Raw genomic sequence first — 23,772 nt, forward strand, 5'->3', positions numbered from 1 at the left:
TAAACGCATGGTGTCATAGGCATGGGGATCGCCTTGACCAGCGCGATAATTCCCGCCGCCGCGCGCATCAAGTAAAACACAAATCCCACTGTAACGCCGCCTGGCGAACTCAAGCATGTATCCCGCTATCAAGGCGGTATCACGCGAGATCGCGGGCGTGAACTTCTGCGAGCCGGCTGCTTTTGGAGTATCCCTTCTGCCCGTCAAACTGAAAAAATTTCCATTTTTTTTAATTATTGTCTGATTATTGAACTAACCTAATTGAATCGTTTTTGATGGTCATGGCAAAGCTGCCGGCCGACAGGGGGCTGCGATAGATGGAATATTGTGGTCGCACGCGTGTCGAGGAGTGAAGAGTCAAAACGCTTGCCAATTAGAATTCCCTGGGCCATAATGCCGTCCCCGAAACATGCTGTATTTTAAAATCTTTAAAAATCAGCGTGTTACAAAAGCCGCGGCGTAAATTAATTCCTTTTTGCAACAGCGCTATCGGTTTTATCCTCCAAGAGCATTCTTGCTCTCCGGAAAAGTAAATCTCATAAGTTTTTAAACAGACTTATCCACAGATTTCTTGACGACGGTGTTTGATGGCACACCGAGGGTCCGAAGATCGCTATTTTTTATCCCAATGAATTTAAAAGAAAAATTTTAGATAAAAAACGCCACTATGATCACTTGTACTTTTTGTTGCACTTGATTGGCAAAGAGTTTTTAAATTTATCCACAGGCGGGACAGGCGAAAAATCGGCGAATTTTTGTCCACACCGTAACATCCTCCTGATTGCCCCTTCACCGCCCTTTCTCTCGCTAATCTGGCCCAGTCATTCGCCAACGACATAGGGCGGAGTAAACTGATAGCTGTTTCCGCGGCCTTTACGGAAAAATGAGGCATTTTCGGTCAGCTTGGGTGACTTCCGGGGTGAGGACGAATTGCCAAGGGGCCGCGTTATCGCGTCCACGCCCGGTGTCGGCGGCGCATCTGCAGAAATGAGAGGGAGCATGCCATGATCGATTGCAGCATCAATTCTGTGTCCGAAGCATTACCTGATACGGTCTTCCGAGCCGACTGGCTACGACGAGAGGAGGCAGGGGCGGCACAATCGGCAGGCGTGTCGCTCTACACGCTGATGCAAAGAGCGGGTTCCGCCGCATTTAGACTGGCGCGTTTGCACTATCCGTCAGCTCGGCACTGGCTGGTTTTGGCCGGACACGGCAATAACGGCGGAGATGGTTATGTGGTGGCAACCCTGGCGAAAGCCGCTGGTCTGCGGGTATCGGTAATAGTCTGCCCTGGAGAGCGTCCGTTGCCGCCCGAAGCCGAACAGGCCAGAGCGCAATGGATCGCCGATGGCGGTACCGAACTAACGCCGGAGGCTGCCTGGCCTGATGATATCGATCTGATTATCGATGGTCTGCTGGGCACTGGTCTTGCCGCCGCGCCCAAGGCTCCCTACGATCGACTGATTGAGGCGGCCAATGCGCATCCGGCGCCCACGGTGGCGCTGGATATCCCCTCTGGATTGAATGCCGAAACCGGTCATACTGCGGGCGCGGTGATCGACGCCGCACACACCATCACCTTCATTACGCTGAAACCCGGCCTGCTGACCGGTCTGGCCCGAGACTATGTCGGTCGGCTGCACATCGACGATCTGGCGCTGTCGCCGTGGATAGCGCGTCAGGATGCGCCGATTCAGCNCATCACGCCGCGTCATCTTTCTCAGTGGCTGAAGCCTCGCCGGGCGGGCGCGCACAAAGGGGATAATGGCCGTCTGCTGATTGTCGGCGGCGACGCGGGGACCGGCGGTGCGATTTTCATGGCGGGTGAATCCGCTCTGCGTACAGGTGCCGGTTTAGTGCGAGTACTTACTCACCGCGAATACCTTGCAGCGCTGCTGGTTTCTCGTCCCGAGCTGATGGTTCAGGAGCTGAACACGGCGACGTTGCGGCAAGGGCTGGAGTGGGCGGATGTGATCGTAATCGGCCCCGGCCTGGGTCAGGGGGAATGGGGCAGAAATGCCCTCAGGATCGCAGAAAATTGTAACAAATCCATGTTATGGGATGCGGATGCGCTCAACCTGCTGGCAATCAGTCCGCATAAACGTCAGAATCGCATCCTGACGCCCCATCCCGGCGAGGCGGCACGGCTGCTGAACTGTCGCGTTGTCGACATTGAGAGTGACCGCTTACTTGCAGCGGAAAAGCTGGTGAAACGCTACGGCGGCGTTGTAGTACTTAAAGGTGCGGGAACGGTGATCGCCAATGAGCAAGGCGCGCTGGCCATCGCTGACGTCGGCAACCCCGGTATGGCTACGGGTGGGATGGGCGATGTGCTTTCCGGCATTATCGGTGCGCTGGCGGCGCAGAAACTTTCGTTGTATGACGCGGCCAGAGCCGGATGTGTGGTTCATGGCGCCGCCGCCGACTGGCTGGCGAAACAGCGCGGCCCCCGCGGCATGCTGGCGACGGATTTGATGCCCGTACTGGCGCAGTATGTAAATCCTGAGTGGATATCCTTAGAAAAGACAGAATGAAGACATTTTCTCTATCTCTGCCTGACGAAGCGGCAACTATTGCACTCGGTGCGACACTGGCGCAGGCCTGCGACCGCGCCGTCATTATCTATCTGTATGGCGATCTGGGCGCGGGCAAGACCACGCTGAGCCGCGGCTTCCTGCAAGCGCTCGGCCACACGGGCAACGTCAAAAGTCCCACCTACACGCTGGTGGAGCCTTACATGCTGTCGCCGCGTCCGGTTTACCATTTCGATCTGTACCGCTTGGCGGACCCCGAAGAGCTGGAGTTCATGGGCATTCGCGACTATTTGTCCGAGGACGCCATCTGCCTGATCGAATGGCCTCAGCAGGGCGCGGGGATACTGCCTCCTGCCGATCTGGAGCTGCACCTGAGCTATCAGGATGCGGGGCGTCAGGCGGAGATTCAGGTGTTGTCTGACACAGGCGAACATATTGCGGCGCGTTGTATAGGTCAGTCGGAGTAGACGTGATGATCGTGCGGTTGATGAAGGCTTTATTGGGTGTTGTCCTCTTCCTGTCCTGGCCGCTTTGGGCGGCGAATCTCTCAGATGTTCAGGTCGATAACGCTTCGGGGCTGGCAAAGGTGACCCTGAGTTTCAGCGGGCAACCGATCTACGCATTTTTCCCGCTCAGCAATCCCGATCGGGTCGTGATCGACATCCGGGAGACCGGGGTAATCAAAGGGCTGCCGCTCGCATTCAGCGGTAGCAATCTGATCGATCGCATTCGGACCAGCGAAGCGAAAGACGCGCAAAGCCTGCGTCTGGTACTTGAACTGACGAAGCCTGCCAAAACGCGTGCGACGACGACGAGGCACGGCGACACCTACACCGTGGTTTTCACGGTGAGCGCCGAACAGCCGCAGCGCGCAGCCAACCGGACATCGACGACGGAAGCCCGCGTAACCACGCGACCGGTCAAGCCGGCCGAGCCGCCGCAAAGTCCATTCGACAATAAGCCAACGGTGGTGACCAGTACCGCTTCGACGACTCCGTCTCGCGCGTCCGCACGCCGTCCGACCTCTACCGGCGATGAGATCGTGGTGGCGATTGACGCCGGACACGGCGGCCAGGATCCCGGCGCCATCGGTCCCGGCGGATTGCAGGAAAAAAATGTGACCATCGGCATCGCGCGTAAGCTGCGCGACCTGCTGAACAAGGACCCGGTGTTTAAACCGGTACTGACGCGTGACGGCGACTACTTTATTTCCGTGATGGGGCGTTCCGACGTGGCGCGTAAGCAGGGGGCCAATCTGCTGGTTTCTCTCCATGCGGACGCGGCGCCCAACCGCGGCGCAACGGGCGCGTCGGTGTGGGTTCTGTCTAACCGCAGGGCCAATAGCGAAATGGCGAACTGGCTTGAACAGCACGAGAAGCAGTCTGAGCTGCTGGGGGGCGCGGGCGACCTGCTGGCGAACAACAACGCCGATCCTTACCTGAGTCAGGCGGTGCTGGACCTACAGTTCGGGCATTCGCAGCGCGTCGGCTACGACGTGGCGGTCAAGGTGCTGCGAGAACTGCAACGCGTCGGCAGCCTGCACAAAGTCCACCCCGAACATGCCAGCCTCGGCGTGCTGCGCTCGCCGGATATTCCGTCGTTACTGGTCGAAACCGGGTTTATTTCCAATCCTGGCGAAGAGCGTCTTTTGGGCAGCAGCGACTATCAGGAGCGTATCGCAAAAGCGCTCTATCTGGGGCTACGCGGCTATTTCGAGACGCATCCGTTGCAGAATGCGCCCAAACATGACAAACGGCCTGCCATTTTGCCGGTCTCCAAACCGGTGGTTTCCAACGGCGCGGCGCCTGTCGGCTCCGCAACGCGGCATACCGTGGGGAAAGGTGAAACGCTGTCGGGGATTGCGTCGCGTTACGGTGTGAGTATGTCGACGATACGCGATGCGAATAACCTGAAAAAAGACGTTGTGTGGGTAGGGCAGAGACTGAGGATTCCGGGGGGCGTCGCATCGCAGGTCGCACAGACACGAACCGCCCCGGCAATCCAGAGAGCCACCACGGCGAAGAGGGTGACGCATAAGGTGGTGCGCGGTGATAGTCTGAGTTCGATTGCAGACCGTTACGATGTCAGTATGAAAGCGCTCCAGCAGGCAAACAAGCTGCCATCGCAGACGGTACAGTTAGGACAGACGCTGGTTATCCCTGCCACCTGAGGCCGACATTGCAGCAAACCAAGGAGATAAGATGCCGATTCTGGTTCTACCCCCCCAACTGGCTAACCAAATCGCCGCTGGCGAGGTAGTGGAACGGCCTGCGTCCGTGGTCAAGGAGCTGGTGGAAAACAGNCTGGATGCGGGAGCGACGCGCATTGATATCGACATCGAACGCGGCGGCAGCCGGCTTATTCGTATTCGTGACAACGGCAGCGGGATCGGCAAGACAGATTTGACGCTGGCGCTGGCGCGTCATGCCACCAGTAAAATCGCGACGCTCGACGATTTGGAAGCCATCATGAGTCTGGGCTTTCGCGGCGAGGCGCTGGCGAGTATCAGTTCGGTTTCCCGCCTGACGCTGACGTCTCGCACCCGCGATCAAAATGAAGCCTGGCAGGCGTATGCCGAAGGACGGGACATGGCGGTCACGGTGAAACCGGCCGCGCATCCGGTCGGCACGACGCTGGAAGTGCTGGACCTGTTCTACAACACGCCCGCGCGTCGCAAATTCCTGCGCACCGAAAAAACCGAATTTATGCACATCGACGAGGTGGTCCGGCGTATCGCGCTAGCTCGCTTCGATGTGGCGTTTAATCTCCACCATAACGGCAAGCTGGTGCGGCAATACCGGGCGGTGACCGATCCAACACAGCATGAGCGGCGTCTGGGCAGCATCTGCGGTACGGCGTTTATTCAGCATGCATTGGCCGTATCCTGGGAACATGGCGACCTGAAGATCCGCGGCTGGGTGGCCGACCCGACGGGGTCTCAGCAGTTGCCGGAGCTGCAGTATTGCTACGTGAATCAGCGGATGATGCGGGACAGGCTGATTAACCACGCCATCCGACAGGCCTATCAGGATCAGCTGCGCAGCGATCAGCAGCCTGCGTATGTCCTCTATTTGGAAGTTGACCCGCACCATGTGGATGTCAACGTACATCCGGCCAAGCACGAGGTCAGATTCCATCAGGCCCGACTGGTGCACGACTTCATCTATCAGGCGGTGATGACCGTACTCCAGCAGGCGGCTGCGCCCGCGCAGGCGGTTCCCCCCCAGGGCGAGACGCCGACGCCGGTCTGGCAGCAGGAAAACCGCACCGCGGCCGGCGAGAACCACTTTGCTCGACCTGCGCAAACCGAGCCGCCGGCACGAATGCCGACTTCCGGCGGCAAAGCACAGGAGCGCCCGCCCGCCTCGTATCCTCACGGAGCGGGGTATCAGCGCAAACAGGGCGAGCTGTATCAAAAACTGCTACAGCCTGCCTCCGAGCGGTCGATACCTTCAGGCGACGAGTCGCCGGTCCCCGCAGCGCCTTCCCGCGCCAACATCGCGCAGACCGCACAGGGCGAGGTTCCGCTGGTCAGTCGGTCAGAGGGATTAGGCAGAGTGTTGACCGTCTATCCGCCCTGCTATGCGCTGGTGGAGTATCAGCAGGGATTGGCCCTGCTGTCTCTGCCCGTTGCCGAGCGCTATGTCCGTCAGGCGCAGATGACGCCCGGCGAGGAGGGGTTACGGCCACAGCCGTTGCTGATCCCCCAACGTCTAACGCTGGGAAGTAAAGAGCGCGCGGCGGTGACGGAGAGTCAAGAACGGCTCGCCCAGTTTGGTATTNATATCGTGGTTGAGCAGCAGCGCGCCACACTGCGCGCGGTACCTTTACCTTTGAGACAACAAAATTTACAAAACTTGATCTCTGACCTGTTAGGCTATCTCGCTGATTGCCCTCAGTCAGATTCTGATGAGGTAGCGGCGTGGATAGCGCGGCGGTTGTACAGCGAGCATGAGAGCTGGACTCAGGCCCAAGCGGTGCAACTGTTAGCGGATATTGAACGTCTCTGTCCTGAGCGGGTCAAAGTTCCGCCATCAGAGTTTCTTTATGTGATGGATATTGAGTCCGCCATCAAGGCTTTAAAGCATGACTGAACGTGAAACAACGCAGTACCCGCCGGCCATTTTCATTATGGGACCGACGGCTTCCGGAAAGACGGCGTTAGCCATGGCGTTACGGCAATCCCTCCCCGTTGAGTTGATCAGCGTGGATTCCGCATTGATTTACCGGGGCATGGATGTCGGCACCGCCAAGCCTACCGCTGAAGAGTTGTCGCAAGCGCCGCACAGATTGATCGATATCCTCGATCCGGCTGACGCCTATTCGGCCGCTGATTTTCGCCGAGATGCGCTGAAGGAGATGGCGGAGATCACCGCCGCTGGTCGAATCCCTGTGCTGGTGGGGGGAACGATGCTGTACTTCAAGGCGCTGCTTGAAGGGCTTTCGCCCTTGCCGCCCGCGGATCCGGAAGTGCGACGGGAAATAGAGGCGCGTGCGCAGCGAGAAGGCTGGGAAGCGTTGCATAATGAACTGCGAGAGATAGATCCCATCGCGGCCACTCGGATTCATCCAAATGATCCGCAGAGACTGTCGCGGGCACTGGAAGTTTTTTCCGTTTCAGGTAACACTTTAACCGAACTGACAAAAACATCGGGTGAAGCGCTGCCTTACCACGTGCACCAGTTCGCCATCGCTCCCGCGTCGCGCGAATTATTGCATGAGCGTATTGCACTACGGTTTCAACAGATGTTGCAGGCAGGTTTTGAGTCGGAAGCACGCGCGCTGTTCGCTCGTGCCGATCTGCATCCAGGTTTGCCTTCCATCCGCTGCGTCGGTTACCGCCAAATGTGGTCCTACTTGTCCGGTGAAATAGATTACGACGAGATGGTTTATCGTGGGATCTGCGCTACCCGACAGCTGGCAAAACGGCAAATAACCTGGTTACGCGGGTGGGACAATGTGTGCTGGCTTGATAGCGATGAGCCGCAGGATGCGTTGGGTAAGGTCATGCAGGTTGTTAGTGCATAGGTTGGACGATTGTGTACAATTGGCTGATTCTCGGCACAAATTTTTATACCGCTATTTTAGAGCCACAGGGTTCTTTGTTACAAACAACAAGCAAATAAGGAAAATATAGAATGGCTAAGGGGCAATCTTTGCAAGATCCGTTCTTGAATGCTTTGCGTCGTGAACGTGTTCCAGTTTCTATTTATCTGGTAAATGGCATTAAGTTGCAGGGCCAGATTGAGTCGTTTGATCAGTTTGTTATTTTGCTGAAAAACACGGTTAGCCAGATGGTTTACAAGCACGCTATCTCTACGGTGGTTCCGTCTCGTCCGGTGTCTCATCACAGTAATAATCCTGGCGCGAATAACTATCATGGTAATAACACGACTAATCAGCAGTCGCAGCCTCAGGAAAGCGATGACGCTGAATAAGAGTTATTACCGATTTACCTCAGCGGGGGAAGGACATAGTGTCNTTTCCCCGTTTGTGGCTGCATTTNTTTGTTTGAGAGGTTGTTCGGTTGTTTGACCGTTATGAAGCCGGTGAACGGGCCATACTAGTTCATATTCACTTTTCCCAAGAGAAAGATACTGAAGATCTGCTGGAGTTCGAATCTCTGGTGTCTTCTGCCGGAATCGAATCGCTACAGGTGATCACCGGCAGTCGCAAAGCGCCTCATCCCAAGTATTTTGTCGGCGAGGGTAAAGCAGAAGAGATCGCCAAGGCGGTTAAAGAAACCGACGCTTTCGTCGTGCTGTTCAATCACGCTTTATCACCCGCACAGGAGCGTAATCTCGAGCGCCTGTGCGAATGCCGGGTCATTGACCGGACCGGATTGATTCTTGATATTTTCGCCCAGCGCGCCCGCACCCATGAAGGGAAACTGCAGGTTGAGCTGGCGCAGTTGCGCCATCTGNCCACGCGTTTGGTGCGCGGCTGGACTCATCTTGAACGCCAAAAGGGCGGGATAGGGTTGCGAGGTCCCGGTGAAACTCAGCTGGAAACCGACCGTCGTCTGCTGCGTAACCGCATTAGTTTGATTTTGTCGCGCCTTGTCCGTGTTGAGAAACAGCGTGAACAGGGAAGACGCGCACGTACGCGCGCGGAAGTGCCTACGGTGTCGCTGGTGGGGTATACCAACGCCGGTAAATCCACGTTGTTTAATCAGATGACGGCGGCGGACGTGTATGCTGCCGATCAGCTATTCGCCACGCTGGATCCCACGCTTCGTCGGATCGATGTGCCTGACGTCGGTGATACCGTGTTGGCGGATACCGTCGGTTTTATTCGCGAGCTGCCTCACGATCTGGTCGCGGCATTTAAAGCCACGCTGCAGGAAACTCGCCAGGCATCGCTGTTGCTTCATATCGTTGATGCGGCCGATCCTCGCATGGACGAAAATATTGAGGCGGTTAACGAGGTACTGACGGAAATCGAAGCCGATGATATCCCGACGCTGCTCGTCATGAATAAAATTGATGCGCTGGACAATTTCGCTCCGCGCATCGATCGCAATGCAGAGCATCAACCGGTCAGAGTCTGGCTGTCGGCGCAAACCGGCGAAGGAATACCTCTGCTGTTCCAGGCATTGACCGAACGGTTGTCTGGGGAGATCGCACAGTACTCCCTGCAGTTGCCTCCGCAGGAGGGGCGTCTGCGCAGCCGCNTTTACCAGCTTCAGGCAATAGAAAAAGAATGGATAGAAGAAGACGGCAGCGTGGGGCTGGTGATTAGAATGCCTATCGTCGACTGGCGTCGTCTCTGTAAGCAGGAGCAGCAATTAGAAGACTATATCGTTGAAGTTTAGTCTGATGAACTCTGGGATATTTGACCCCGAAGAACACCTATCATAATGAATGGAGCTAAACATGGCGTGGAATCAGCCCGGTAATAACGGACAGGACCGCGACCCGTGGGGGAGCAGCAATAAAAATAGCGGCAACTCTGGCGGAAACAACAAAGGTGGTCGAGATAAGGGGCCACCGGATCTTGACGACATCTTCCGCAAACTGAGCAAAAAACTCGGTGAGCTGGGCGGTGGAAAAAACTCAAGCTCCGGCGGCAGCGGTTTCGGCTCCGGCGGCCGTATTTTAGGCGTGGTGGCCGCCATCGCCGTGGTTATCTGGGCGGCGAGCGGTTTTTATACTATCAAAGAAGCTGAGCGCGGCGTTGTCACCCGTTTCGGCAAATTCAGCCATCTGGTCAGCCCTGGCCTGAACTGGAAACCCACGTTTATTGATGACGTACGAGCGGTCAACGTCGAATCTGTTCGCGAACTGGCGACGTCCGGCGTGATGTTGACGTCGGATGAGAACGTGATCCGCGTTGAAATGAACGTTCAGTACCGCGTCACACAGCCGGAGCAGTATCTGTTCAGCGTAACCAACGCGGACGATAGTCTGCGTCAGGCGACCGACAGCGCGCTGCGCGGCGTGATCGGCAAATACACGATGGACAAGATACTGACTGAAGGCCGTACCATCGTGCGTACCGACACCCAACGCGTACTTGAAGAAACTGTTCGTCCCTACAACATGGGAATCACGCTGCTGGACGTCAACTTCCAGGCAGCTCGTCCGCCGGAAGAAGTGAAAGCCGCATTCGACGATGCGATTGCCGCGCGCGAGAACGAACAGCAGTACATCCGTGAAGCGGAAGCCTATGCCAATGAAGTTCAGCCGCGTGCGAACGGCCAGGCTCAGCGTATTCTGGAAGAGGCTCGCGCCTACAAGACGCGTACCGTTCTGGAAGCGCAAGGTGAAGTGGCTCGTTTTGCTCGCGNGTTGCCGGAGTATAAGGCCGCGCCTGAGATTACTCGTGAACGTCTCTACATCGAAACCATGGAACGCGTGTTGAGCAGCACCCGCAAGGTGTTGGTAAATGACAAAGGCGGTAACCTGATGGTTCTGCCGTTGGAACAGATGCTGCGTGGTCAGAACAATACAGGCGGCAATCCGACCAATACGGTTGCGCCGCTGCGTAATTCCTCGACCTCGTCTAACAACAGTTCGAGCAGCAACTACAGCTCTTCGCGCAGCAGCATCAACGGCAACATCATGGATCAGCGCCGGGCGAACGCCCAGCGGGATGAGATCACTCGAGTAGGGAGAGAATAATCAATGCGTAAGTCAGTACTATTTATTCTGATCCTGGTGCTTCTGGTGATCTACGCTTCACTGTTTGTCGTACAGGAAGGGCAGCGCGGGATCGTCATGCGCTTCGGCAAAGNCCTGCGCGACGATGAGAACAAGCCGCTCATTTATGAGCCGGGTTTGCACGTCAAGATCCCGGTCCTTGAATCTGTGAAGACGCTGGATGCCCGTATTCAGACCATGGAAAACCAGGCCGATCGCTTTATCACCAAAGAGCAGAAAGACCTGATTGTCGACTCTTACATCAAATGGCGTATCAGCGATTTCAGCCGTTACTATCTGGCGACCGGCGGTGGCGACATCTCCCAAGCCGAGGTGCTGCTGAAACGCAAATTCAACGACCGTCTGCGTTCCGAGATCGGACGTCAGGATGTGAAAGGCATCGTGACGGACTCTCGTGGTCAACTGATGATGGACGTTCGTGACGCGTTGAACACCGGCACCGGCGAGACCACTGAAGCCGATAACGCCATCGCCTCCGCCGCCGCGCGTGTAGAGCAGGAAACCAGCGGCGAGTTGCCGAAGGTGAATCCGAACAGCATGGCCGCTTTGGGGATCCAGGTGATCGACGTGCGTATCAAACAGATCAACCTGCCGACGGAAGTGTCGGATGCGATCTACCAACGTATGCGCGCCGAACGTGAAGCCGTTGCTCGTCGTCACCGTTCACAGGGACAGGAACAGGCTGAGAAGCTGAAAGCCACTGCGGATTATGAAGTGACGCGTACACTGGCGGAAGCGGAGCGCGAAGGCCGTATGACGCGCGGTGAAGGCGATGCCGAGTCTGCGAAACTGTTCGCCAATGCGTTCAGCCAGGATCCGGACTTCTATGCCTTTATCCGTAGCCTGCGTGCCTATGAAAACAGCTTCAACAGCGGTAATCAGGACGTCCTGGTGTTAAGCCCGGACAGCGACTTCTTCCGTTACATGAAGTCACCTGAGAAGACGGTGCCGGCACGCTAATTTTCGTTCCGCTGGTTAGCTAATACGCAGCCCGCGTTGTGTGTTGTCTGTGGTAGTTTTCCTGCCGCACGGTCAGCGCCCGACGCGGGCTTTTTTGTGTCTGGAGTTTTTTATGAGTGTATCTGTCTGGCTGGCCTTGGGGTTGGTGTTGATTTTTGAAGGGCTGGGGCCGCTGCTGTTTCCCCGTATTTGGCGACGCATGATCCTCGGTATCGCACAATTGCCGGATGCGGTTTTACGCCGCTTTGGGGGCGGCATAGTGGTCGCAGGCCTTGTGATCTACTACATGTTGCGTAGCCGCATGGAAGGCTAAAATTGACGACAGTTTTCTGCGCAAACGTGTGCTAAAAAGTACTGAAAGCATACAAATGAGATGTTAGAATCTTTTTTTAAGCAACACTGGTGATTGTGAGATGGGTAAGAACGTTGTCGTACTGGGCACCCAATGGGGTGACGAAGGTAAAGGCAAGGTCGTCGACCTGCTGACTGAACGCGCTAAATATGTGGTGCGCTATCAAGGTGGTCACAATGCTGGCCATACCCTGGTTATTAACGGTGAAAAAACCGTCCTCCATTTGATTCCTTCAGGCATCCTCCGCGAAAACGTGGTCAGCATCATCGGTAACGGTGTGGTGCTGGCGCCTGATGCATTCATGAAAGAAATGACGGAACTTGAAGCGCGCGGCGTGCCAGTACGCGAGCGTTTGCTGCTGTCCGAAGCCTGCCCGTTGATTTTGCCGTACCACGTTGCCTTGGATAACGCTCGCGAGAAAGCGCGCGGCGCCAAGGCCATCGGTACGACCGGTCGCGGCATCGGTCCTGCCTACGAAGATAAAGTGGCCCGTCGCGGCCTGCGAGTAGGCGACCTGTTTGATAAAGAAAGCTTCGCCGTCAAACTGAAAGAAATCATCGACTATCACAACTTCCAGCTGGTGCACTACTACAAAGTCGAACCTGTCGACTATCAGAAGACGTTGGACGACGTGCTGGCGATGGCGGATATCCTGACCTCTCTGGTTGTGGATGTTTCCGATCTGCTGGACAAAGCCCGCCGACGTGGCGATTTGGTGATGTTTGAAGGGGCGCAGGGGACTCTGCTGGATATCGACCACGGCACCTACCCGTATGTTACCTCTTCCAATACCACCGCAGGTGGCGTGGCGACCGGCTCAGGCCTGGGTCCGCGCTACGTTGACTACGTCCTCGGCATCGTCAAGGCCTACTCCACCCGCGTAGGTGCCGGTCCGTTCCCGACCGAGCTGTTTGACGACGTGGGTGACTTCTTGTGTGAGAAAGGCAACGAGTTTGGTGCGACCACCGGTCGTCGTCGACGCACAGGCTGGCTGGATGCGGTCGCCGTGCGTCGCGCGGTACAGATCAACTCCTTGTCCGGCTTTTGCATGACCAAGCTGGACGTGCTGGACGGTCTGAAGGAAGTGAAGATCTGCGTAGGCTACCGCCTGCCGGATGGTCGTGAAGTTGACGTCACGCCGCTGGCGGCCGAAGACTGGGATGGCATCGAGCCGATTTACGAATCGCTGCCGGGCTGGTCCGAGTCTACCTTCGGCGTGAAAGACCGCGCAGGCCTGCCTAAGGCGGCGCTGGACTATATCAAACGTGTAGAAGAAGTGACCGGCGTGCCGGTGGACATCATCTCAACGGGGCCGGATCGCGAAGAGACTATCGTGTTGCGCGACCCGTTTGACGCCTAATGTAACCGGGTGCTCAAACGACGAAAGGACGGGATATTCCCGTCCTTTTTCTTTTATGCCGACCGGCAGATAATGCGTTGGAAGAGAAAGGGGAGTGTTGTTCCCCTCGGCGGTCAGACCATCAGGCCATCAGGCCATCAGGCCATTAGACCACCAGACCACCAGACCACCAGACCACCAGACCACCAGACCACCAGACCATCAGCTCTTTGCCTGTTCCTGTTTCTGAAACGTTTCCAGCAGTTTTTCATGAATATTGCCGAATCCGCCGTTGCTCATGACCAAGACATGGTCACCGGGCTGTGCGGTCTTGGCGACCATATCCACTAGCGTATCGATATCCGCACTCCAGTGCGTTGGCTGCACACAAGCTTCCGCCACTTCTGCGACCTGCCAGGAGATATGCTGCGGCTGGAACAGGAAGACTTCATCCGCGCGACCCAGCGACGGAGCCAACTCGGTTTTGCAATGTCCCAGCTTCATGGTGTTGGAGCGGGGTTCCAGTACGGCCAGGATCCTCGCCGTGCCGCCGACTTTGCTGCGTAGAGCCGCCAGCGTGGCCAGTATCGCCGTCGGGTGATGCGCGAAATCATCGTAAACGGTAATGCCGTTCGCGGTGCCGCGTTGTTCCAGGCGGCGACGCGCATTGATGAAGTGGCCCAGCGCGCGGCAGGCTTCCGCCGGCGGAACGCCGACATGGCGGGCGGCGGCGATCGCCATCAGGCCATTATGCATGTTGTGTTCGCCAACCAGGCTCCACTCGACTTCACCGACCAATTCATCGTTCAGATAAACCTGAAAAATGCTGGAGTCCGGCACGCTCTTCTTCGCCTTCCAGATGCCGTCGTCCCCGACCAGTTCCTGTTCGCTCCAGCATCCCATCGCCATGACTTGTTTAAGCGGCTGATCGTTGCAGGGAACAAGGATTCGACCCGTTCCCGGCACCAACCGCACGAGATGGTGGAACTGTTTCTGAATCGCCTTTAGATCGTCAAAGATGTCGGCATGATCGAATTCGAGGTTATTCAGAATCAGGGTTCGTGGACAGTAATGAACGAACTTGGAACGTTTGTCGAAGAAGGCGCAATCATATTCGTCGGCTTCCACGACGAAGAACGGGCTATCGCCCAATCGCGCAGAGACGTCGAAGTTACCGGGCACGCCGCCAATGACGAAGCCGGGATTGTAGCCGCAGGCTTCCAGTATCCAGGTCACCATCCCGGCGGTCGTGGTTTTGCCGTGGGTTCCCGCGACGGCAATCACCCAGCGCTCGCGCAACACGTAGTCGTGGAGCCATTGCGGCCCGGAGACATAAGGTATGTTCCGCTCAAGCACGGCTTCGACGCAGGGATTGCCGCGGGACATTGCGTTACCAATAATAACCAGGTCGGGTTGAGGCTCCAGCTGCGAAGGATCGTATCCCTCAATCAGGGTGATCCCCTGTTCTTCCAGTAGTGTACTCATGGGGGGATAGACGTTGGCATCTGAGCCAGTCACCTGATGTCCCAGCGAGCGGGCCAGCAGCGCTAGCCCTCCCATGAAGGTGCCGCAGATACCTAATATATGAATGCGCATACGTTTCCCAACTATCTACAAAAGTCTGACTTATTCTAACGCTACGGATAGTTCTCAAGAAATGGATTTGACTATGTGCTCGCTTTCTCTTTGGGCTACACTGCAAACGCAAACGTTGGCGGTACATAATTAGACCGCTTTTCATCTGCTGACTATGGAATAGTGTTATGAAAACGTTAGGCGAATTCATCGTCGAAAAACAGCACGATTTCTCACATGCCACGGGTGAACTCACCGCGTTGCTGTCTGCAATCAAGCTGGGCGCGAAAATCATTCACCGCGACATTAATAAAGCGGGTCTGGTGGATATTTTAGGCACCAGTGGTGTTTCCAATGTGCAGGGCGAAGTACAGATGAAGTTGGATCTGTACGCTAATGAAAAGTTGAAGGCGGCGCTCAAAGCGCGTGGTGAAGTCGCCGGCATCGCTTCCGAAGAAGAAGACGAAATCGTCATCTTTGAAGGTGAGCGGTCCGAAAATGCAAAGTATGTCGTGTTGATGGACCCGCTGGACGGCTCTTCCAACATCGACGTAAACGTTTCAGTCGGCACCATTTTTTCTATCTACCGACGCATTACTCCGCTGGGTTCTCCGGTGACCGAGGCTGATTTCCTTCAGCCTGGCAGCAAGCAGGTCGCCGCCGGCTACATTGTCTACGGCTCCTCGACCATGCTGGTCTACTCCACCGGTCACGGGGTTCATGCCTTTACCTATGATCCCTCATTGGGCGTTTTTTGCCTGTCGCATGAGCGAGTTCGCTTCCCCGAGATGGGAAACACCTACTCCATCAACGAAGGCAACTACATTAAGTTCCCGCAGGGCGTAAAAAAGTACATCAAATACTGTCAGGAGCAGGATGAGGCCACGATGCGGCCTTATACGTCACGTTATATCGGATCGCTGGTGGCGGACTTCCACCGTAACTTGCTGAAAGGGGGGATTTATCTCTACCCGAGTACGGCCAGTTATCCGCAGGGCAAGCTGCGTCTGCTGTACGAATGCAACCCGATGGCGCTGCTAGCGGAGCAGGCGGGCGGCAAAGCCAGCGATGGACATCGCCGTATTCTGGATATCCAGCCGCAGAAACTGCATGAACGCGCTCCGTTCTTTGTGGGGACTGAGTCGATGGTGAACGACGTCGAGCGCTTCCTGCGCGAATATCCCGACGATTAACGAGGGACGTCTTCAGACAAGTGTGGCGCGTTCGAAAGAGCGCGCCACATTTCTTTTATTGCGATGAGCCTCGGCCGGGCGTTATTTCGGCGTCGTTATAAGCTGCAAGATGACGCTAGTGCTGTTCGAACCAGCTTTCAAGAATGACGACCGCAGAGGCGGAGTCGACGCTGCCTTTATCCAGAGCCCGGAAACCGCCCTGAGCGAACAGTCCGGATCGTGCTTCCACCGTGCTTAAACGTTCATCATGCAGTTCCACCACCACGCCGAAGCGGCCATGAAGGCGCTGAGCGAATTTTCTCGCACGCGCCGTCAGTGGCTGTTCCGTGCCGTCCATGTTCAGCGGCAGGCCGACGATCACCAGCTCGGGCTGCCATTCCCATATCAGCTTCTCGACCTTTTGCCAGTCTGGCGTGCCGTCCTGTGCTTTGAATGCTTGCAGCGGGCGGGCGGTGCGCGTCAGATCCTGACCGATGGCGACGCCGATGCTGCGGGTGCCGAAGTCGAATGCCATGATGGTGCGGTGGCTCATCAGGCGTGTCCCGCATCACTGGCGATCATATGGATATCCACGCCGAGCTTCTTCGCGGCGACGCGCCAGCGGTCCGCTATCGGCGTGTGGAATAGGATGTCCTGATCGGCGTTGACGGTCAGCCAGGCATTGTCCAACAGCTCGCTCTCAAGCTGTCCGCCTTCCCAGGCCGTATAACCCAGGGCAACCAGCGTGTTATTGGGCTGGTCGACCGTCCCCATCGTCTCCAGTACGTCCTTGGATGTGGTAATCATCGTATCGGGCGATACGGAGATACTGGAGGCGAAGCCCGCCTGCGGGGTGTGAAGAATAAAGCCGCGGTCATCCGCCAGCGGACCGCCGGAAAAAACCGGTTTATCCAGCCGAATATCGGATTTTGACTCCGGCGGAGTGATTTTCAGTTTTTTCAAAATATCGTCGACGGTGAACTGCTCCATCGGTTTATTGATGATTAACCCCATCGCACCGTCTTCACCGTGTTCACAGACGTATACCACGGACCGTTTAAATACCGGATCCTGCATCGCAGGCATCGCGATAAGAAAGTGATGCTGTAAATTCATGGTCAGTTCTTATCGTTTTCTGTCGTTGTTAAGGTTCGTCGCCAGCCGACGANCCCGGCAGATGTGCATGGTCGACCAGAGATTGTTTCCTGGCCGTCGAAGAGTGATCAGCGTGCGGACAGCCGCCGTTCGATGGCGTCCATCAGCATGCCGGTAATGGAGATGTCCGGGAACGCCGCTTCGATCTCACGTACGCAGGTTGGGCTGGTGACGTTGATCTCGGTCAGACGGTCGCCGATGATATCCAGGCCGACGAAAATCAGTCCTTTCTGTTTCAAGGTCGGGGCGACGGTTCGGGCGATCCGCCAGTCGCTTTCGCTCAGCGGACGCGCTTCTCCCCGCCCGCCCGCGGCCAGATTACCGCGCGTTTCTCCCCCTTGCGGTATACGGGCCAAGCAGTAAGGAACCGGTTCTCCGTCCACGACCAATACGCGCTTATCGCCGTCTTTGATGGCGGGCAGATAGTTCTGTGCCATGCAGTAGCGGCTGCCGTGTTCGGTCAGCGTTTCAATGATGACCGACACGTTGGCGTCATCCTGTTTCAGGCGGAAGATGGAGGCGCCGCCCATGCCGTCCAGCGGCTTGAGGATGACGTCTTTATGCTGCTGGTGAAACTCGCGCAGTTTGTCGGCGCGGCGGGTGACCCGCGTCGCGGGCGTCAGGTCGGAGAACCAGGCGGTGAACAGCTTTTCATTGCAGTCGCGCAGACTTTGCGGTTTGTTAACGATTAGCGTGCCTTTTTCTTCAGCGCGTTCAAGGATATAGGTGGCGTAGATGAACTCGGTATCGAACGGCGGATCTTTACGCATCAGCACTACGTCCAGCTCATGCAGGGCGATATCTTGCGCGTCGCCGAACTGATACCAGCCGTCGTAGTTGTGCTCGACGCTGAGTTTGCGAGTGGTGGCGCGTGCTTCGCCCTCGTTCAGATAGAGATCGTCCATCTCCATATAATGCAGCTCCCAGCCCCTGCGCTGCGCTTCCAACAGCATGGCGAAGCTGGTGTCTTTTTTAATGTTGATGGCTGCAATCGGGTCCATCACGATGCCGAGTTTGATCATTCTCTTTCTCCTTTACCCCAGATCGCCGAATCGAACCTGCAATGCGGTGATTGCGGTGAGCGCTGTGGTTTCTGTACGCAGAACGCGAGGCCCCAGCAGAATATCGGTAAAGCCGTGTTCTGCCGTCATCGCAATTTCATCGGACGAAAGGCCGCCTTCCGGGCCAATCAGTAGCCGGACACGTTGCACCGGCGTGGGTAGCGTGTTGATGCTGTGCGTCGCCCGCGGATGCAGGTTCAGTTTTAACCCATTGTCCGGTTCCGCGCACCAGCTTTCCAGCGACAGGGGAGGACGAATGAGNGGAATACGGTTTCTACCGCACTGTTCGCAGGCGCCGATAGCGATTTTTTGCCATTGGGACAGCTTTTTCTCCAGACGATCACCGTCAAGCTTGACGCCGCAACGTTCTGAAAACAGGGGAGTAATTTCATTCACGCCCAGCTCAATGGATTTCTGGATAGTGAATTCCATTTTCTCACCGCGTGAAATCACCTGTCCGAGATGCAGATGCAGCGGAGNCTCCCGGTCTTCCTGCTGCGCGGCGTTATAGCGTACTTGTACCCGTTTTTTGTCGGCCAGCAGAATTTCCGCATCGAAAATGCAGTTGCTGCCGTCAAATAACTGTAGCGCCTGACCGCGGTTCATGCGCAGTACGCGGCCGATATGATTGGCGGCGTCTGCGCTCAGGTCGGTTTCGCCGCCGCCTGTCGATAGCGTTTCAGGATGGAAAATGCGCGGTATTCGCATTGATGTTCTGGCCTTTACGTTATGTCTGTCGGAATGGGCGGATCCGCCCGGGTGAAGCCCACCGCCGTCCGCGGACGGCGGTGTTGAGGACCTAAGCTATAGTAGGTAGCCGGATCACTGCTGGCAAGCTTGTTGCACGTAGGGGTTGTGATTGCCCTGCACCTGGGCGATGCGATTGTCGCGGGTACATTCCCACTGCGTCACGGGATACCGCTGGTTCCAGATTTCAAACAGCTGGGTCTGCTGGCGGGAAAGCGTTAGATGATAGCGGTCGCGCATATAAAAATAGGTGCGGGCGATGGGGCCGCGAGCGCGTTCGGGCGGTTCAACCATCTTGTTTTTGAAGTCGATTTTCATCTCGCACTGACCGTACTGCTTCTCGCTGCCGTTCCACTGGTTATACATCAGGTTGCCGCGGTCGCCGTTGACCTCGCCGATGGCTGGCTCTAGGTTATGCAGGTCGGTCTCCATCTCGCGGTAGACCTCATCCTGCTCGCAGTTTTTACGGCCGCCATTTTGCCAGCATTGACGCTGGTGGCCGAACTGCCAGGCCGGTACGACATGTTCCCATTCGATACGGTTGGCGCGATTGGCGTTTTTACGGACTTCATAGCCGCAGGACTGAAGATCGGGGATGCCTTTCTTGCCTTGCCAGATGATACGGCAACCGCAGTAGAAGCTGCCCGGCACGTCTCGGTTGATTTTCACCGCGGCGGCTTTGGCCTGAGTGAAACTATGAATTTCCTGGCTGAACGCAGAAACAGTAATCAGGCCGTAGCCTACGGTAGCGATAACAAGAATGTTGCGAAGCATGTTCCAAAGCGCCTTAGGCATAAAAGCGTGCAGAGTACCGGAAGCGCTACGGTGAGGCAACGCCATGCTCGGTCGGAAAAAACTGGAATCTAAGGTTAACTCGCTCCTTTTCCCTCGCGCTTGAGAGGGGTGCCGCAGCGCCGGCAGCGGTACTCGGTTTCGCCGCGGAGGATGCGATTATGACGCCTTACCGTCAGTTCGTGTTGCTGACAGGCGCACTGGTAGCGAAAGGTTTTCCCCCGCACAGACGTCACGGCGAATGTATGCGTACGGCGAGCCGGCACCGCCAGAACATGCTCCATCATCCATCGCCAGGCTTTGCTGTGTGGGGGCGCTTTGCCGAAGCGAGCGTAGACCAGCAGGTGCGCCAACTCGTGGGGGACGACTTCATCGATGAATGCCTGTTGATTTTCCTGCAACAGCACGGGGTTAATCCGAATTTCCCAATCTTGCAGCCAGGCGCTTCCGGCGGTGGCGCCGCGCTGGTTATAGGTGACAATGGGTTCGGGGTAGTCGCTGTCGAGAGCAGCATTGGCGAGCGCCAGCTTTTCTCGCAGGCAGCGCATTACCGCCTGATGGAGTGCGATAGGGACGCGTTCATTCTTCATGGCGTCAAGCATACGGTGACCGGGGCACGGTTGTAAACGNGCCCCGGAAGGGAAGGGCTATTCGCCGATACTGCGCAGGCGCTTGCCGGACATCAGGTTATGTTCGATGTGCTCCAGCGAGACGTTTTTGGTCTCCGGGATCAACAGTAGCGTCAGTACGATGAACAAGACGTTGAGGCCGCCGTAGACCCAGAAGGTATTGGCGTTTCCCAACGTGTTCAGCAAGGTCAGGAAGGTCGCTCCGACGATCATGTTGGCGATCCAGTTCGTGGTCGTTGAGACGGTGATGCCGAAATCCCGACCGCGCAGCGGCTGGATTTCCGAGCACAACACCCAGATTAGCGGACCGGCGCTCATGGCGAATCCGACAATAAACATCAGCAGCATGATGATGGCGGCATATTGCATCCCGCTGGAAGTCATGCCGATGTGCAGCATTGTTCCCAGCACGCCCATACCGAAAGCCATGACTACGAAGCCCAGAATCAGCGTCGGCTTGCGTCCCCAGCGGTCAACCAGACCGATGGCGATGAAGGTGGCCAGTACATTGACGGCCCCGACGATCACGGTTCCCCACATCTGCTGTCCGGTGCTGGTGAAGCCTGCGATATCGAAGATCTTCGGCGCGTAATACATGATGACGTTCATGCCGGTAAACTGTTGCATCACCTGCAACAAAATGCCCAGGTAGACCGCGCGGCGGAAGTTAACATTACGGGTAAACAGCGCCCAGCCGCTCTGTTTAATTTGCAAGCTTTCCCGAATCTCATCCAGTTCTTTTTTCGCCTGTTCGGTGGAGTCTCGCAGCCTGTCCAGCACGCGTCTGGCGTCGTTAAAGCGTCCCTTGGCCGCCAGCCAGCGCGGGCTGCCCGGCAGGAAGAATACGCCGATAAACAGCAGCACTGCGGGGAGCGTAATCACCCCCAGCATCCAGCGCCAGGAGCCGGTGTAGCTGAACGCCGTGTCGGACAGATAAGCCCCGAGAATGCCGATAGTGATCATCAACTGATACATGGAGATCATGCTGCCGCGGATTTTCTCGGGCGCGATCTCGGACAGGTACAGCGGCGCCGTATAAGACGCTACGCCGACGGCGAGACCGAGGATCACGCGGGAGAAGATCAATACTTCGACGTTCGGCGCCAATGCCGAACTCAGCGAGCCGACGACAAACAGGACGGAAGCCACCATCAGGCTGGTTTTTCTACCCAGATGAGACGAAAGCCAGCCGCTGCCGATAGCGCCGATAGCCGCGCCGAACATCATTGAGCTGACGACCCACTCTTGCTGATGACTCGTCATTTGAAATGTTTGTGTGATAAACGGCAGCGCGCCGGCAATCACTCCGATATCCAAACCGAACAGCAGCCCTGCCAGCGCGGCAAGAAAGCACACCAAAAACGTCATGGTTTTATTGGACGTTCTGTTGTTATTTTTAGCCCCAACCATACAACCTCACTTGTGAATATTAACCCTGGTACGCCGTAGCATAGGCTGCCATGGCATCGCGTTGTGTGATCCGCCCCTAATAGGTGTAAACGGTTACAATTTTGTTGCCGATTGTTGATATTGGCTGGCTATCTATATATGACAATTCAGCATTCAGGCAATCCGAAAAGCGCCAGGGAATGATCTGTAATCGATTACAAAAAAGACGATAAACAACGCAGGATACGCATCGGTGAGGATTATCAAGGTGTTACGGAAAGGTAAATGTAGCCAGAAGCGGGTGAGAGGTCTGTGCGGAAGTATCTGAAAAGTGAGGAACTTAAATAATACCAAAGCCAGCCGTGCTGGCTTTGGTGGAACAGCAGGAATTACAGGCCAGCGGCGTCGCGTAGTTTCGGAGCGACGTCGGTTTTCTCCCAGGGGAAATGCTCGCGGCCAAAGTGGCCGTACGCAGCGGTTTCCTGATAGATCGGATGTAACAGATCCAGCATCTGGATCAGACCGTACGGACGCAGATCGAAATATTCGCGCACCAGTTCCGCCAGTCGATCGGAGGAGATCTTCTCGGTGCCGAAGGTTTCGACGGCGATGGACGTCGGTTCAGCCACGCCGATGGCGTAGGAAACCTGAATTTCACAACGATCGGCCAGGCCAGCGGCCACGATGTTCTTCGCCACATAACGCGCCGCATAGGCTGCGGAGCGGTCGACTTTAGACGGATCCTTACCGGAAAACGCGCCGCCGCCGTGACGCGCCGCGCCGCCGTATGTATCGACGATGATCTTACGGCCGGTCAGGCCACAGTCGCCCATCGGGCCACCGATGACGAAACGGCCGGTCGGGTTGATGAAGTATTTGGTGCTGGCGGTCAGCCATTCGCTAGGCAGCACAGGTTTGATGATCTCTTCCATCACCGCTTCCTGAAGATCTTTGAGTTTGATGTCTTCAGCATGCTGAGTGGATAGGACCACGGCGTCGATACCGGCGATTTTGCCGTTATCGTAAGCGAAGGTGACCTGGCTTTTCGCATCCGGACGCAGCCACGGCAGCGTACCGTTTTTACGCACTTCGGACTGGCGCTGTACCAGACGGTGGGCGAAGGTGATCGGTGCGGGCATCAGCACGTCGGTTTCGTTGGTCGCATAGCCAAACATCAGGCCCTGGTCGCCGGCGCCTTGCTCCAGCGGATCGGTGCGGTCAACGCCCTGATTGATATCCGGAGACTGTTTGCCGATGGCGCTCAGCACTGCGCAAGAGTTGGCGTCGAATCCCATATCTGAATTCACGTAGCCAATGTCGCGAACCGTGCGACGCGTGATCTCTTCAATATCTACCCAGGCGCTGGTCGTAATTTCACCACCGACTAACACCATTCCGGTTTTGACGTAAGTTTCGCAAGCGACGCGTGCTTTGGGATCCTGTTCCAGAATCGCATCAAGAACCGCGTCAGAGATCTGGTCGGCGATTTTGTCAGGATGTCCTTCGGAAACAGACTCGGATGTAAATAGGTGTCTAGCCATGAGTTTCTTTACCTTGTAAGAGCAAAGCCGTTAAGCAGTGTATCGGTTAATCGGTATAGACGGATTAACATCTGGATGGCTATTTTAGGTCGGTTTTTAGTCCTATTGCCAGTAGTTTTTGCCCGTCGAACCGGATCCCGTTTGATGGTATCTATCGCCCTTTGCCGCAACTCCGCGGATTGTTACGAATTTCATTTTGATTTTCTACGTTGGGATCGGTATAACCGCCGCTCAGTTTCAATACCCGTGATATGCTTGGTTTTTTGCCGTTTCCATTATTGGCCAGACCGCACAGCCTGCGGCCTGCTGGGAGGTGATAGGATTAATGATCCGTTGTTTGTTCCGTGAGTCGCGCTCTCCGCGA

At 56.3% G+C, this 23,772-nt stretch carries 21 protein-coding genes; 12 read left to right on the forward strand and 9 right to left on the reverse strand.

Going from position 1 to position 23,772, the window contains the following annotated elements:
• The first annotated feature begins 1,004 nt into the window (after positions 1-1,004).
• The 11 genes from nnr to RZ35_RS00910 all read left to right on the forward strand — a co-directional run bounded on the left by nnr (position 1,005) and on the right by RZ35_RS00910 (position 13,368).
• On the forward strand, positions 1,005-2,534 hold the full coding sequence (gene nnr / locus RZ35_RS00860) for a bifunctional ADP-dependent NAD(P)H-hydrate dehydratase/NAD(P)H-hydrate epimerase (protein ID WP_036152337.1): 1,530 nt from the start codon (positions 1,005-1,007) through the stop codon (positions 2,532-2,534).
• Complete coding sequence (tsaE, locus tag RZ35_RS00865) at positions 2,531-3,001, forward strand: tRNA (adenosine(37)-N6)-threonylcarbamoyltransferase complex ATPase subunit type 1 TsaE (RefSeq protein WP_026741602.1); 471 nt, start codon at positions 2,531-2,533, stop codon at positions 2,999-3,001. Before nnr ends, tsaE begins: the two co-directional genes overlap by 4 nt.
• Before the next feature lie 5 nt (positions 3,002-3,006).
• Positions 3,007-4,704 carry an N-acetylmuramoyl-L-alanine amidase AmiB gene (gene amiB, locus RZ35_RS00870; protein ID WP_026741603.1) on the forward strand — a complete coding sequence of 566 codons (1,698 nt, stop codon included), beginning with the start codon at positions 3,007-3,009 and terminating at the stop codon, positions 4,702-4,704.
• A 31-nt stretch (positions 4,705-4,735) separates the two neighbouring features.
• Complete coding sequence (gene mutL, locus RZ35_RS00875) at positions 4,736-6,628, forward strand: DNA mismatch repair endonuclease MutL (protein WP_026741604.1); 1,893 nt, start codon at positions 4,736-4,738, stop codon at positions 6,626-6,628.
• Positions 6,621-7,562: a tRNA (adenosine(37)-N6)-dimethylallyltransferase MiaA gene (gene miaA, locus RZ35_RS00880; protein ID WP_026741605.1), complete on the forward strand. Its 942-nt coding sequence runs from the start codon at positions 6,621-6,623 to the stop codon at positions 7,560-7,562. The genes mutL and miaA overlap by 8 nt, the downstream gene beginning before the upstream one ends.
• A 110-nt stretch (positions 7,563-7,672) precedes the next feature.
• Complete coding sequence (gene hfq / locus RZ35_RS00885) at positions 7,673-7,972, forward strand: RNA chaperone Hfq (protein ID WP_026739005.1); 300 nt, start codon at positions 7,673-7,675, stop codon at positions 7,970-7,972.
• Between the two features lie 89 nt (positions 7,973-8,061).
• Positions 8,062-9,348 carry a ribosome rescue GTPase HflX gene (hflX, locus tag RZ35_RS00890; protein WP_026741606.1) on the forward strand — a complete coding sequence of 429 codons (1,287 nt, stop codon included), beginning with the start codon at positions 8,062-8,064 and terminating at the stop codon, positions 9,346-9,348.
• A gap of 61 nt (positions 9,349-9,409) precedes the next feature.
• Positions 9,410-10,657, forward strand: coding sequence for an FtsH protease activity modulator HflK (gene hflK, locus RZ35_RS00895; RefSeq protein WP_026741607.1), 1,248 nt, complete (start codon positions 9,410-9,412; stop codon positions 10,655-10,657).
• 3 nt (positions 10,658-10,660) lie between these two features.
• Positions 10,661-11,656, forward strand: a complete 996-nt coding sequence (hflC, locus tag RZ35_RS00900; protein WP_026741608.1) for a protease modulator HflC — start codon at positions 10,661-10,663, stop codon at positions 11,654-11,656.
• A 112-nt stretch (positions 11,657-11,768) separates the two neighbouring features.
• Positions 11,769-11,969, forward strand: coding sequence for a DUF2065 domain-containing protein (locus RZ35_RS00905; RefSeq protein WP_026739009.1), 201 nt, complete (start codon positions 11,769-11,771; stop codon positions 11,967-11,969).
• Positions 11,970-12,069: 100 nt separating this feature from the next.
• On the forward strand, positions 12,070-13,368 hold the full coding sequence (locus tag RZ35_RS00910) for an adenylosuccinate synthase (protein ID WP_026739010.1): 1,299 nt from the start codon (positions 12,070-12,072) through the stop codon (positions 13,366-13,368).
• A 201-nt stretch (positions 13,369-13,569) separates the two neighbouring features.
• Here the strand turns inward: RZ35_RS00910 and mpl are convergent, their stop codons facing one another.
• Entirely contained in the window at positions 13,570-14,943 is a 1,374-nt protein-coding gene (gene mpl, locus RZ35_RS00915) for a UDP-N-acetylmuramate:L-alanyl-gamma-D-glutamyl-meso-diaminopimelate ligase (RefSeq protein WP_026741609.1), read from the reverse strand.
• A 167-nt stretch (positions 14,944-15,110) separates the two neighbouring features.
• On the opposite strand from mpl, the gene fbp reads away from it, so the two are divergent.
• Positions 15,111-16,115, forward strand: a complete 1,005-nt coding sequence (fbp, locus tag RZ35_RS00920) for a class 1 fructose-bisphosphatase (protein ID WP_026741610.1) — start codon at positions 15,111-15,113, stop codon at positions 16,113-16,115.
• A 115-nt stretch (positions 16,116-16,230) separates the two neighbouring features.
• Here fbp and ruvX read toward each other — a convergent pair whose 3' ends face one another.
• From ruvX to metK, 8 genes are all read right to left on the reverse strand, one after another.
• Positions 16,231-16,647 (reverse strand): Holliday junction resolvase RuvX, encoded by a 417-nt coding sequence (ruvX, locus tag RZ35_RS00925; RefSeq protein WP_026741611.1) that lies wholly within the window; start codon positions 16,645-16,647, stop codon positions 16,231-16,233.
• Positions 16,647-17,210, reverse strand: coding sequence for a YqgE/AlgH family protein (locus RZ35_RS00930; protein ID WP_026741612.1), 564 nt, complete (start codon positions 17,208-17,210; stop codon positions 16,647-16,649). The genes ruvX and RZ35_RS00930 overlap by 1 nt, the downstream gene beginning before the upstream one ends.
• Before the next feature lie 107 nt (positions 17,211-17,317).
• The gene (gshB, locus tag RZ35_RS00935) at positions 17,318-18,271 is read right to left on the reverse strand and encodes a glutathione synthase (RefSeq protein ID WP_026741613.1); all 954 of its coding nucleotides are present in this window, start codon (positions 18,269-18,271) and stop codon (positions 17,318-17,320) included.
• 12 nt (positions 18,272-18,283) lie between these two features.
• Positions 18,284-19,018 (reverse strand): 16S rRNA (uracil(1498)-N(3))-methyltransferase, encoded by a 735-nt coding sequence (rsmE, locus tag RZ35_RS00940; protein ID WP_026741614.1) that lies wholly within the window; start codon positions 19,016-19,018, stop codon positions 18,284-18,286.
• A gap of 114 nt (positions 19,019-19,132) precedes the next feature.
• Positions 19,133-19,831: a deoxyribonuclease I gene (gene endA, locus RZ35_RS00945; protein WP_026741615.1), complete on the reverse strand. Its 699-nt coding sequence runs from the start codon at positions 19,829-19,831 to the stop codon at positions 19,133-19,135.
• Positions 19,832-19,926: 95 nt separating this feature from the next.
• A complete protein-coding gene (locus RZ35_RS00950) occupies positions 19,927-20,439 on the reverse strand; it encodes a SprT family zinc-dependent metalloprotease (protein WP_026741616.1) in 513 nt (170 codons plus the stop codon).
• A 57-nt stretch (positions 20,440-20,496) separates the two neighbouring features.
• A complete protein-coding gene (locus RZ35_RS00955; protein WP_026741617.1) occupies positions 20,497-21,888 on the reverse strand; it encodes a sugar porter family MFS transporter in 1,392 nt (463 codons plus the stop codon).
• A gap of 368 nt (positions 21,889-22,256) precedes the next feature.
• Positions 22,257-23,408: a methionine adenosyltransferase gene (gene metK / locus RZ35_RS00960; protein WP_026741618.1), complete on the reverse strand. Its 1,152-nt coding sequence runs from the start codon at positions 23,406-23,408 to the stop codon at positions 22,257-22,259.
• Positions 23,409-23,772 lie beyond the last annotated feature (364 nt).

The organism is Lonsdalea quercina subsp. quercina (assembly GCF_000688655.1).
Lineage (GTDB): Bacteria > Pseudomonadota > Gammaproteobacteria > Enterobacterales > Enterobacteriaceae > Lonsdalea > Lonsdalea quercina.